Below are 12,295 nucleotides of genomic sequence, written 5' to 3'. Positions count from 1 at the left end.
AGTACTCAGTTATTTGTAACTATTCAGTATAAAAATACTTTTACTATCAGTTACTTGCTCCAGAAGATGCCTCGCCAAACACACCCCATACCCTTAAACTGATGGGAATTGTTGCGGTAGGGTGCGAACATTTACTCGCATTGCGCGGCTAAATCTGCACCTATATGCACAATTGCCGACAGAATATAGTCATGCCGTCCGTCAACAAAGCAGGAAAAGTAAGATCAGGCCGGGAATGATGCCGAGAATAAGGCCGAGCACGATAGCGATGATTTCTCCCGTCGAGTAATTGCACGTTGTATTGCCGACGTTGACACGCGCCGGATTGTCGTCGTCTAAACTGGCCAGCATCATGCCGGAGAATTCATCGGCGACTTCTGTCTGGGAAGAAGCTAATAAAATACGCGAGCGGGTTTCACTAAGCCGCATTTCGGCGTTACGAAGCTCATCGCTGAAGGGCATGAGGGCGCGCGCATTGTTTATCGCCTCGATGGCCGATTCTGTGGGGGCAAGGGCGAGGGAACGAGCCTGTTGAACGGACTCGGCGGAGACGATTGCATGTTTTAATTGGTCGAGCTTTTGGCTTTGCTCAGAGTCAGCAGGACAACCGGACTCGATTAAAGCCAAAGAAGCCCAGCTATTCTGCGTTGTTGTTTTTGCTAGAGCAACGCAAGGGGGCAGCATCAGTATGGAAAAAAGCAACAGTGACAACATGTTCTTGATTTTTAACATGGCTCCTCTCCTCTATAGGGATGGGCGGGGCTAGTCGGAAACTCGAGAAAAAATCAATAGACCCTAGGAAGAAAGTCTAACATAGTTAAGGAAGTGTTGATTAAATCGGCATTGCCTAAATCTGTGACTACCAGTCATTTAATAGTCCGCTGAATAATTGCAGAAAAACTGGGCAGGTCGAGTCATCGAACAATAGAATAGCGTCTTGGTCAACTTAACGGGATGGCAACAGCGCCATTGCCTTTTTTCCGTCGCTAATTTACATCGAGTAGGTCGCTATGATGCTTTTTTTTAAAAACCTCATCTTTACGCTGGTTGTTCCGGGTTCGGTGGCGGGCTTATTTCCGTGGTTGATCGTACGAGAACAGCCGATTGTTTTAAACGAAGGCGTTGGGTTGGCGTTGATTTTTTTCATAACCGGCGGGATTCTCTATAGTTACTGCGTTTGGGGATTCGCCTATGTCGGAGGCGGGACGCCGGCGCCGATAGACGCGCCAAAGAAGCTCGTTGTCCATGGGGCCTATCGTTACACGAGAAACCCCATGTATCTGGGAGTGCTAGCGATTCTTGTCGGCTGGGCAGTGCTTTTTCAGACTATTAGCCTGTTAACGTACGCGGTTTGCGTCGGCATCGTGATACATTTGTTGGTCATAGGTTATGAAGAGCCGCAGTTGCGGAAAGCTTTCGGCGCCGAATACAAGCTATATTGCTCTCAGGTCCGACGCTGGCTTCCGTTTTTTAGTCGTTGACGAGCCGGCTCAATTTGCTTGTTAAAGCGCTTCATTATTTGGGCGGCAGGTCATTGATTTCACGGGACGGGTTTACCCAGCACCTAAATCCCATGACTACAGGACTATATTTTACATTCCAGGATAATTTAGGTGCTGGGTGAACTTTGCTCCTGCACTTTCCACATTTCCGCCTTCCTTGGTGGTCAGAACAAAAATCGGCCGTGCCGCGCACACTGCTTCTAGCGCTACCTGATATCGTCTTAACCCTTGGCAATATTATGATTCTTTTATCCCGAACTGAGGTTATTTAAGTTTGAGATCATGCGGTCAACATGATGCGAACGATGCGTCTTAATGCGGAGATCAGTAGGTGGACGGCGATATTGAATGCCAAGGCCAGGGTCAGACCGGCGCTCAAGGCCTCCGCATTAAGCGGTATAGTCGCCGCATAATTGGCCATCACTTGCTCGGCGATCTCGAAGTCGAGATCGGTCGCCAGGCGCAATATCTGGCGATGCAGCGGTTTGTTTTGCAGCGCGTTCAATTGCCGGTGCAAATAATCATTGCGCTCGATTGATGCGGCAAGGATGCCGGCTTCGGCCCTGATCGCGGCGACCCCATTATGTCGGTGTGCAGTCAGCAATTGGCCGATATCGCCGGCATAAAAGCGGTTGGCAAGTTGCTGATAGGGACGTATTTGTTTTTGGCTTTCATCGTAGCGGGCGGCGAGGTTCTGTTGATATTGCATGACAAAATTCGGTAATTGCATCCCTAACAGCAGGATGCCGGCGAAAAACAGTTTATCCAGCAAGCTTTTCAGGCTTTGGCTTAGCAGCATGTTAGTCGTTGTCTCGTTTTGGTTGGATGGCTTGCTGTCATTATTTCTCGCTCTATACGGCAGAATTAATTTATGTCAGCGCGTTGACCAGCACGTCTCGATAATAGCGGATCCGGTCGATATACCTGACCGGTTCAAAGCCTCTGGCGTAGCCGTGTTTCAAGGTTTTGTAATAGCGCTTTTGCGTCAATAACGGCAGCACCGTTTTGAGGTCATGCCACTGGTTGGGGTTTTTACCCAGTTTTTTGGCCAGTTTCCTGGCGTCCATTAGATGTGCATGGCCGATGTTGTAGGCGGCGAGTGCAAACCACAGACGATCTTCGGCGGCGACCGCAGCGGGTATCCTGTTCAGCATGCGGTTCAGGTATTTTGCTCCGCCTTTGATGCTTTGGAGGGGATCGGTGCGTTTTTTGATCCCCATGGCCCGAGCCGTGTTTCGGGTCAGCATCATCAGTCCTCTGACGCCGGTTGGGCTTTTGGCGGCAGGGTTCCAGCCGGATTCCTGATAGGCTTGGGCGGCCAACAACGTCCATGGCAACCGGTATTGTTCGGCGACCTGCTGGAAGGCTGAGCGATAGTTTGGCAATCGAGTGTCTAGGCGGCGCAGAAACACGCTGTTGTCATAGTAATCGAAGCTATCGACATAGCCATAATAGCGCTCATCGATGCTGGCCAAGGTTGAGGCGTTCGCCATACGCCCAAACCACTCGGAAATATAGTGTTTGAAATGAGATGCTTGCGGCGAGAGCAGCCAGGCTAGTTGCTGCGGCTTGGAAATAGAGAGGGCGACTTTCAGATCGGGAAAATAACGTTGATTCAGGGCAACGATGTTGGAGTCGGCCACGGTGCAGTCGACTTCCTGGTCGACTACTTTTGCCAGTACCTGTTCGGTGGATAATTCGTTGGTCGTCTCCCAGTTCAAGTCGGGATAACGCTGGCGCAGTCGCCGCAATGATTCCTGATAGCTGCTTTCGGCGATCACCAGCAGCGAATAGTGTTGCAGTTCATCGATAGCGGCGGGGCTGGCGGCATGACGATGGCAGACCACCTGCTGTTGTACCGTTTTATAACTGGGACCGAATACATGATTTTGCTCGCGGCTGTCGGTTCGAGTCAGGCCGGCTGCGGCAATATGGCCCTCGCCGTTAGCGATGGCTTCGATGATGTCTTCGATATTGTCATAGATTCTGTATTCCGCTTCGACATGCAGTGAGCGCGCCAACGCGAGGCTTAGGTCATATTCAAAACCGGCGGGGTTGTCGTCCACGTCAAGATAATAAGTCGTCGGCGCATTACGAGTTAGGATGATCAATTTGCCCTGGCTGCGTATATCGCTGAGCACTGGGTCTTTTTCGCCACAGCCGACCAATAGACCGGCAATGACTGCAACGAATAGATAGGCGGGTTTCATCATCGTTAAGGTGTTGCAGGGTCCAATAGAGTTTTCATTCGGTTTTCAACTGATATTTTAGTTCAATACGCTGGGTTTCGCCGGCACGGGTGCTGACGCTGAAATGTTCGCTTAATTGGTATCTGAGTCTGGCCGCGTATTTGCTGGCGAACACTCCCATGCTGACGCCGACATAAAGGTCCGGATTCAGGTATTGCCCGAGTCGGACGGCGCTGTCCTCGAGGGTGTCGGCTTGTTCAAATTCAAATTCGTCGATGCCGAGCTGGTCGCTGAGCCAGGACAATTGTCCGGCCCCGTATTTGAATGCGGCGCTGGCGACCGCGTTGCTTTCGCCTTCGCTCAAGCGATTGATCGATTTGCCGGTGAGCAAATAAGCGAGCGCTTCCGATTCCGGTAATGCCGGCTCGGTATAAACTCGTGTTTGCGGCGATTTCAACGGTCCGGTTACGCTCAGCACCGCGGTGACATCACCGCTGACGGCTTTACGGATAGCCTCAATGGTCACCCACGGATTGTCGGGCGGGCCGTTGAACAGAAATTCGCCTTTACGGATAGTCAGATCCTGACCATAAGACCGATAAGTTGCATCCCGCATCAGCGCTCGTCCTTGCATCAGCTGTTGGTTGGCTTTTTTCGTGTATTCCAACTTGCCGCTTAAGCGGGTTTTCAGCCCGAAACCGGAAAAATGGCTGTTATCGCCAAAATCAATGGCGATGCGCGCGTTCAGGCGCGAAGGAACGACTTTTTCAGCGGGCATTTGATCGGCGCCGATGATGACTTCATCATCGCTGGGAGCGACGGCGCTTTCCGGTATGCTTTTCAGCTCAATACGGGCGCTGTCGATCTTAATCTGACCATCGATGTGGGTCGTGTCAGCTTGTTTTTCGATCTGTAAAACCGGGGATATTTCGATCTCGGCTTCCGGTAAGCGGCTGATCTGGAATTTTTCGCCGTTTATCGTCAGTTGCAGCGGATAGCCCTGCTCGGCCTGCAAATTCAGGTGGCCCTGGCCGGAGAGCCGGCCTTGGCCCGATTCGACCTCAGCAGTCAGCAGCAAGCGATCAGGTTGTTCGCTGCTGCTGGTCGCCGCTACGGTGATATTGTGAAAGGTGCTGCCCAGTTTGATGATTTCAAACTGACCCTGGCGCCATTGCGCCGAACCGCCGAGAGCGGGGCGTTGGGTGGTGCCGCCTATCTGCAGGTCGGCGACGAATAGTCCCTGCAGTTTCCTGATTTCCGGCAACAGCCCGTCTATGAACGTCATGTCTTCGATTTTGGCCTGCAGTATTCCAGACAAGGGACGGACGCCGTTGCGGTCGGCAGGGCCGGTATTGACATCGGCCTTCAGATAATCGCCATGACCCAGGTCGAAGCGCAGGCGTGAATTCAGCAGTCCCTGTCGATAGTTCAGTTGCAGCGTCGAGATGCTGAAAGGCAGCTCGTGAGTCACATTGTCTTCATCTTGTAACAGGGCCTTGCCCGCAGCGATATCGGCGTTTAGTTCGGCATTTAGGCCCTGTTCGCCCACAGAAAAGCTAGCCTGAGCCGAAAGCTTGCCGGCCAACTCCAGTTCATCAGGCAGCCAGGGCTTGGTTTGTGTTAATGACCAGGCCGATAACGACAGCCGGCCATCCAATTGACCCGTGGGCTCACCCTGGGCGAAGAGGCATAAACGGGCATCGCCCTGGATCAGACAGCTATTGGGCAGGTCCAGCATCAGACGATCTTGTTTTGGCGTCAACGTCAGCGTTGTTGCCGATTCCAGCCGCCATTGCTGCTGTTGAGGAAGCTCGATAGCCAAGTTTGAGATGCGTCCCAACCAGCGTCGTCCGTTCCATTGCCCGCTGCTGTCGATAGACAGATCGGCCAACGAAGAGGCCAGCGTCACGCTAACAGCATGCTGGGAAGGCTTGCCGTGCGCTTGCAATGCGAGGCGTGCTATCTTGTTGTCAGCCAGTTGGATATCGCTGGCGGAAAATAACAGCTCCGCTGGCCGAGCCGAATCATGTTGATAGTCGGCTTGTAACGATAACTCGCCGATGCGCTTATCGGCGTAACGAATGTTATGTCCGCGCACATCGCTTTTAATCCGAGGCCGGCGCAGACTGCCGTGGATTTGCGCCTGGCCGTTCAAACTGCCGGCCAGGCTGGGCCAGGCGGAAGTTAGATTCGGCGCGGCGATGTTGAGGTCAAGGTCGGCCTGCTCGGCGCTGAGTCGGCCATGGGCCGTTAGCCGGTTATCGCCGGCCATTATTTGCAGTCGTTCGATGTCGGCTTCGGCGCCGCGCCATTGCAGCTTGCCTTGAGCGTTGAGCGGTTGGCCGTGCAGCACGCCGTGCAGGCGCTCGATATCGAGAGCGGCATGGAGTTGCCCGGCGGTGTATCTGCCCCGGGTCTGAGCCTTCAGATTAAGTTGACCGGGGACCGCTGCAAAAAAATCGGCCGTATCGAGTTGTTCGGCAACTATGGCCAGATCGAAGCGTGTTTCCGTTAGCCAGGACAGGCGGCCGCTGAGATTTAACCGGCCTTGCCGGGGAGTCAACTGTAGCTGGACGATATCGAGGCTTTCCTGATTGCCGTTGCCGGTAAATGCGACGGCGAAATCCGGCTGGCCGGCGGCCGCAACGTCGGCATTCAGTTCGGCCTGATAGTTCTGCGGCTGGCCGTGGATGCGAAATTCGCCTTGTCGGCTGCTGACTTGAGCCGACCCGGTCAAAGGCCATTGCATTTTTTGCCAGTCTCCGTGCAGATCGAATTGCGGTTGATCGCCGGTCAAGCCGATAAAGCCGGTTTGTTTCGATTCGATCGGTCCTTCAAGCATGCTGTGCAGATCATAGCGTTTCATGTCGCCGCTGATCGCTAATTCGCCCTGCAATGTCCGGCCTTCGATCAAATAAGACCAGTCCAGGTCGGCTGTCAACGGCCAGTCGGGTTGCAGACTCAGCTCGCCGTGGGCCCGGGCTTGCAGCTGCGGCATGAGCAAGGTCAGCTGGGATAAGGTCAGGATATTGCGCGCCAGTTCGGCGTGTAACGATAATTGCTTGATTTCGGTTTGACTGTCGCCATGGCGCCAATTGAATTGTTTGACGCTGAACTCGTCGACATGGATCGTTAACGGGATTTGGAGAATCCCGCTACTGCTTTCTGTCTCTGCGCCGGCGCTTGGCTGGCCCACGACGGCGATGCCTTGCAGGCGGAGTGATGCGATATGCAGATCACCCCGCAACAGCTCGGCGGCATGCCAGCGCAGACTGGCATCGGCTATCGCAACGGAAAAGTCATGTTGGTCTCGATAACGCAGCTGCTTCAGCTGTAGATCCTTGATCAGCGTACCGTCGATTTGGCCGACGCTGACTGGGTCGAGCCGGGAAAAAACGCCGCGCAACAGCCACCTTGTGCCACTTTCAGTGGCAATCAGATATCCTAACAAGATCAACAGTAGCGTGATGATGGCGGCCAGACCCTTGATGATGGCCGGGACGAGACGTGGCAGTGGGGCTGACGTCATCATAACTGCGCTCCGGCGGAAAAGTGGATTTGAAAGGACGAATCGCTGTCGCTGAGCGGCACGGCAAAATCCAGCCGGATCGGGCCGATGGGCGAGACCCAGCGTAAACCCAAACCGGTGCCGCTTTTGATCGAGATGTTATTGGCGTTATAGGCATTGCCGGCATCGAAAAATACCGCCACCCCCCAGGATTCGCTGATGAAGTGTTCATATTCGGCGCTGACAACCGACAGCATTTCGCCGCCGATGACATCGCCTTCGCCATTCTGAGGCCCCAATTTCTTATATTCGTAGCCGCGGATCGATTGGGCGCCGCCAGCATAAAAACGATAAGAAGCGGGCAAACGATCGAAATCGCTGGTCAGGGTGGCGCCAAGGTTGACTCGGGTGATCAACCGCCCGGGCCAGGGCAGGGGAGTGATCAGCTTGCCGGCGGCAGTGGCTTGTACGAAAGTGACATCGGAAATCAACGATTCAGGCGCCGATGCCAGGGAAAAATTAATATGATAACCGCGGGTGGGACGCAGGGCGTCGTTAGATATCGTGTATTCCCAGCGTCCACCCGGCACCAATAGCGTGGTGTTTTGACTGACGTCGCTGATCGTGAAGGTTTCGTGACTGAGGTCGAGGAACATGATCTGTTTCCAACCGTTCGCATACAGATGCTGGTATTGCACCGACAACTTGGCTTCTTCCGATTCAAAGGTGTCGGGTTTTTCGTATTTATAGCCCAGTCCGATCGCGACATGGTCGCTGCGCGGTTCGCTGAATGGAATCATATAAAGGCCTTCGGCGCTGGAAAGCACCGGTGAGACAGATAGGTCTAAGTTCAGATGATGACCGGCGCGATTGAGGCGGCGATTTTGATAACCGAAGCTGCCTAGCGGCCCGATGTCGGTATCATAGCCGACGCCCACGCTGTAGGTGTGTGTTTTTTCCGGTGTCAACTTGATATCGATAGGAACTTTGTTATCTTCAATTTCATCCATTCGCGGCTTGATTTCCACGTCGCTGAAATAAACGCTGGCGGCCAGCGCATTATAGGTTTGCGCCAGCTTCTTGCTGGAGTAATAGTCATCGCTGCTCAGTCTGACATAGCGGCGCATGAAGTCCGGAGTCAGTATGTCTTGGTCGATGCGGATTTCTCCGAAACGATGGCGCGGACCGGAATCCAAGGTCAGTTCAATTTCGGCCTGATTTTTGTCCGGATAAACCCGTAACGATTTCTTGCTGAAACGGTGATTTAAATAACCGTATTCCAGCGCCAATGAACGCAAGTCTTGTTTGATTTTTTCATACAGGGCGTGATTGAGAATATCGCCCTGTTGGATGGGCAGGGACGCCAACAATTTTTCGAATACCGGCTCCTGTTGCGCTTCGCCTTCTACCTGTATATTCAGGCGACTGACTCGAACCGGTTCGCCGGCGGTAATGTCGAATTTGGCTTGCCAGCAATCATCGCTGAAGCTGAGTCGCTTGCTGATGTCGGGGTGGTAATAGCCCAATGCCCTTAAGGCTTTGCTTATTTCGCTGTCTGACTTGGCAAACAGCTTTTTGATGCGCCAGGCAGGAGATTGGCAGGTCTCCTGAGACAGCGATAAAAAAACACGCACATTGTCTTGTTGCGCATCGGTCAACCCTTCGATGTCGATGACGGGCTCATCGGCTCTGAGCGCCGGCGCCGCAACGAGCAAAAGATAAAGTGCTGCTTTAACGATAAAGTGCATAGCGTCGTTTTAACATATCATTAGCGGAGTCAAAAGCTTATCCTTTCCGGCTTCGGTTCATTCCGGCTTGAGCGAGTGAAAATTGCCATTGGGCAAAATCTCATTGTTCCAGTAGGATAAGGGCATAGGCAAGAAAAATCATCAGACTTAGATAAAGCATTTCGCCGTTATGCCTCATCGCTTGCCTGATTGCATGGCAAGCACTGACTAAGACCGCGGAGAGGCAAAAAAATTACAGTCATCGGTGACGTATTGATGCTGAAGTCGGCTGAGGGGAGCGGTTTATCGGCGCAGCCCATTATTCAATTCGGATAAAGCAAAGACTATGAAGCTATTTAACTTAACGCGAATTCCGCAATGTTTTTTTTATCTGCTGTCTTGTTGTGGGTGCCGAGTACGTTAATGGCGCAACCCGACAAGACCTTGCAGGTAGGGGTCAGGGTCGCGCCGCCATTTGTCGTGCGTAATGACGATGGATCATTGTCTGGTCTCAGCATCGATTTATGGAAACAGATTGCCGCCGACCTGGAATTGAATTATCAATTCCAGGAAATGACGCTGCCACAATTGCTGCAAGCGGTGGAAAACCAAAAAATCGACGTTGCAGTCGCGGCGATCACGGTGACCGCCGATCGGGAAACCGTGATGGATTTTTCCCATCCCTTTCACAGCTCGGGCTTGGGGATCGCCGTCGATAGCGAGCAGGGCGGCACCTTGGGCAGTGTGTTGAAGGCGGTTTTTTCGTTGCAGTTTATTCATGCGTTGATGGCTTTGGGAATAGTTCTGGCGACGATCGCGGTGCTCGTCTGGCTGCTGGAACGGAAGGCCAATCCCGAACATTTTGGCGGCTCGGCGGTAAAAGGCTTGGGCGCCGGCTTTTGGTGGTCGGCGGTGACGATGACGACGGTCGGTTATGGCGATAAGGCGCCGGTGACATTTTGGGGACGACTGTTGGCGATCATCTGGATGTTCGCTAGCGTGATCAGCATATCCGGTTTTACTGCGACGATCGCATCGGTCTTCACCTTGCAGCAAATTCAGGGGCATATCAAAGGACCGCAAGACTTACCCGGCAATCTGATCGGCGCCGTCACCGGATCGACCGGGGCGTTGTATGCCCAAAAAAAACACTTGCAACAGAACAATTTCGACACCTCGACTGCAGCGATCAAGGCGCTAGTCGACGGTCAGGTCGATGCGGTCGTTTATGATTTGCCGATTTTGCGTTATCTGTCCAGAAACGAATATGCCGGCCGGGAGCATGTGTTGCCGGGCGCCTTTGAACGGCAGGATTATTCATTCGGTCTGCCGGCCGGCAGCGACTTACGAGAGCCGCTTAATAAAGCCATGTTGAGACATATACGCAGCGAACAATGGCGGGATACGCTGGCGGAGTATCTGGGCGAATAGTCCACGAAAAATTATGAGCGGAAAAAGATACCTGATTTATTCACCCGGCATGGAAGATCAACTGGAGCGGGTGATTAAGCATCCGCTGGTTGCGGAAAAAGGCATACAACTGCGTAAGGTAAAGTTGGCCGATTTAGCGAGTCTTCATGTTCAGCCGGACTTGAATCATGCCTTGTCGTGGGTCGAACAGCAGGATTATCCGCGTTTACTGTGGTTTGCCAAACAGAAAAAAATCTCGTTGGGCTTCTTGCCGATAGCGGGCGATCCGCCCAGCCAGTTTTTTAACAATCTGGACCTGCCCAGCGATTTTGACGCCTGTCTGGAGATCGCCCTGCATGAACAGCCGCTGTTCATCGATATGATTTTGTGCAACGGCGAGGTGGTGACCAATGGCGTCAATCTGGAAAACCAGACCACTATGGCCGAGTTCATCGGCGACAGCGGGGCTTGCAAAGGCATCGACAAAATCGGATTTAAGTTCAAACGCTTTATACACGCCTTCTCGCTGAGGCCTCATCCGGTCACGTTGATTACGGAAAAAGGCAAAACGGTGACGACGGCGATCACTGGCATGGTGCTGTTGGATTTCCACAAGAGCGGTTTTCTGAGCAACTTTTACCGGGAGTCGGTCTCGTTAAGAGACCGGCGCATTTCGGTCGCTTTGTTTGCGCCGCAATCGATACTGTCTTATTTGCAGTTATCGTCGGCGGCGTTGACGGCCATGCAGAAAAAGAAACTGATGCAACAAGTGGGCTATATCCGCACCGAATCGTTGACGATCACCTCGCCGGTCGATACTCATTATCTGGTCAACAATAAGGCCTTGACTACCCGTGAATTGTGCATAGAAACCGTCAGCGAAGGCATTAGGGTTAATGCTGGCGATGAGTTCCGCGCAAGACAGGCCTATAGCGACGACAAGGAAAACGTCAGTTGTGATCAATTGCCACAACAGGAAGACCGGGTTAGATATCTGGGCAAGACACTGCCTTTTTTCTCTCATGCACTGGAATCGGACTTCAAGGACCTGTTCTTGGCATTGAAGGAGAATTCCAGCATCAGTAATTCTTATGTCTTGTTGATGATTTTAAGTTCGATGCTGGCAACGTTGGGCCTGTTTCTGAACAGTCCGTCCGTAGTGATCGGGGCGATGGTGCTGGCGCCGCTGATGGCCCCCATTGTTTCCCTGTCGATGGGAATGTTGCGTTCGGATAACGACTTAACCCGACGATCCGCCGTCACGTTGTCGGCGGGAATGATAATCGCCCTGTCGTTGTCCGCGCTGATGGCCTGGTTGCTGCCTTTTCAGGAAGTGACCAATGAAATCGAAGGGCGTTTGCATCCGTCGACGCTGGATTTGTTGGTCGCGGTGCTTTCCGGCGTCGCCGGCGCCTTTGCCCATGCTCGTGAAAATATCGCCAAGAGCCTGCCCGGCGTCGCGATCGCGGTCGCGCTGGTGCCGCCGTTATGCGTATCCGGTATCGGTCTGGGCTGGCATAACCTGGACGTATTTTATGGTGCGATGTTGCTGTTTCTGACCAACTTGACCGGCATCATCATGGCGGCGGGGCTAGCCTTTATGGTGATCGGTTTCGCGCCGTTCTCGCGAGCGAAAAAAGGCATCGTGATATCGATGTTGCTGGTGGCGGTGATTTCGGTTCCTCTGACGCTGTCTTTTATCAAGATGCAGAGAATCGCCGCCGTCAAAAAACAATTGTTGGGCCACCAATACACGCTAGGCGGCCGTCGACAGCAGTTGCGCAATATCAAAGTCAGGCTGGGAGAGCCGATGAAAGTCAGCGCCGAACTGATTACCGAGCAAATGCCCGAAGCACAGATCCCGACATTATTCGAACAAAAACTGAGCGAACAGCTGGGCCACCCGGTGGTTGTCGAATTCACGGTAAGATTGGTAACCGCGAATCATTTTCGTTGAAG

8 protein-coding genes are annotated in these 12,295 nt (G+C 53.0%); 3 read left to right on the top strand and 5 right to left on the bottom strand.

Annotation, left to right across the window (positions count from 1 at the left end; genetic code table 11):
- Window positions 1-201: 201 nt before the first annotated feature.
- Window positions 202-732: a hypothetical protein gene (locus Q9L42_RS19070; RefSeq protein ID WP_305906799.1), complete on the bottom strand. Its 531-nt coding sequence runs from the start codon at window positions 730-732 to the stop codon at window positions 202-204.
- 278 nt (window positions 733-1,010) lie between these two features.
- Between Q9L42_RS19070 and Q9L42_RS19065 the strand changes: the two genes are divergently transcribed.
- Window positions 1,011-1,481, top strand: coding sequence for a methyltransferase family protein (locus Q9L42_RS19065; RefSeq protein ID WP_349431622.1), 471 nt, complete (start codon window positions 1,011-1,013; stop codon window positions 1,479-1,481).
- Window positions 1,482-1,782: 301 nt separating this feature from the next.
- Here Q9L42_RS19065 and Q9L42_RS19060 read toward each other — a convergent pair whose 3' ends face one another.
- From Q9L42_RS19060 to Q9L42_RS19045, 4 genes are all read right to left on the bottom strand, one after another.
- On the bottom strand, window positions 1,783-2,301 hold the full coding sequence (locus Q9L42_RS19060; protein ID WP_305906801.1) for a DUF2937 family protein: 519 nt from the start codon (window positions 2,299-2,301) through the stop codon (window positions 1,783-1,785).
- Window positions 2,302-2,371: 70 nt separating this feature from the next.
- Entirely contained in the window at window positions 2,372-3,715 is a 1,344-nt protein-coding gene (mltF, locus tag Q9L42_RS19055) for a membrane-bound lytic murein transglycosylase MltF (RefSeq protein WP_305906802.1), read from the bottom strand.
- Window positions 3,716-3,746: 31 nt separating this feature from the next.
- Window positions 3,747-7,223: a translocation/assembly module TamB domain-containing protein gene (locus tag Q9L42_RS19050; RefSeq protein WP_349431621.1), complete on the bottom strand. Its 3,477-nt coding sequence runs from the start codon at window positions 7,221-7,223 to the stop codon at window positions 3,747-3,749.
- Entirely contained in the window at window positions 7,220-8,947 is a 1,728-nt protein-coding gene (locus tag Q9L42_RS19045; RefSeq protein ID WP_349431620.1) for an autotransporter assembly complex protein TamA, read from the bottom strand. The genes Q9L42_RS19050 and Q9L42_RS19045 overlap by 4 nt, the downstream gene beginning before the upstream one ends.
- A gap of 357 nt (window positions 8,948-9,304) precedes the next feature.
- Between Q9L42_RS19045 and Q9L42_RS19040 the strand changes: the two genes are divergently transcribed.
- Together Q9L42_RS19040 and Q9L42_RS19035 are read left to right on the top strand one after the other, a co-directional pair.
- Complete coding sequence (locus tag Q9L42_RS19040; protein ID WP_349431619.1) at window positions 9,305-10,357, top strand: transporter substrate-binding domain-containing protein; 1,053 nt, start codon at window positions 9,305-9,307, stop codon at window positions 10,355-10,357.
- A gap of 13 nt (window positions 10,358-10,370) precedes the next feature.
- Window positions 10,371-12,293 carry a TIGR00341 family protein gene (locus tag Q9L42_RS19035; protein WP_349431618.1) on the top strand — a complete coding sequence of 641 codons (1,923 nt, stop codon included), beginning with the start codon at window positions 10,371-10,373 and terminating at the stop codon, window positions 12,291-12,293.
- Window positions 12,294-12,295 lie beyond the last annotated feature (2 nt).

The organism is Methylomarinum sp. Ch1-1 (genome assembly GCF_030717995.2).
GTDB classification, from domain to species: Bacteria; Pseudomonadota; Gammaproteobacteria; order Methylococcales; family Methylomonadaceae; genus Methylomarinum; species Methylomarinum roseum.
Note: the sequence above shows the minus strand (reverse complement) of the source record. Positions and strands in the feature narration are given on the sequence as shown.

Coding starts and splice junctions, on each gene's coding strand:
- Q9L42_RS19070 (WP_305906799.1), bottom strand. CDS start 732: ATGTTAAAAATCAAGAACATGTTGTCACTGTTGCTTTTTTCCATACTG.
- Q9L42_RS19065 (WP_349431622.1), top strand. CDS start 1,011: ATGATGCTTTTTTTTAAAAACCTCATCTTTACGCTGGTTGTTCCGGGT.
- Q9L42_RS19060 (WP_305906801.1), bottom strand. CDS start 2,301: ATGCTGCTAAGCCAAAGCCTGAAAAGCTTGCTGGATAAACTGTTTTTC.
- mltF (WP_305906802.1), bottom strand. CDS start 3,715: ATGATGAAACCCGCCTATCTATTCGTTGCAGTCATTGCCGGTCTATTG.
- Q9L42_RS19050 (WP_349431621.1), bottom strand. CDS start 7,223: ATGATGACGTCAGCCCCACTGCCACGTCTCGTCCCGGCCATCATCAAG.
- Q9L42_RS19045 (WP_349431620.1), bottom strand. CDS start 8,947: ATGCACTTTATCGTTAAAGCAGCACTTTATCTTTTGCTCGTTGCGGCG.
- Q9L42_RS19040 (WP_349431619.1), top strand. CDS start 9,305: ATGTTTTTTTTATCTGCTGTCTTGTTGTGGGTGCCGAGTACGTTAATG.
- Q9L42_RS19035 (WP_349431618.1), top strand. CDS start 10,371: ATGAGCGGAAAAAGATACCTGATTTATTCACCCGGCATGGAAGATCAA.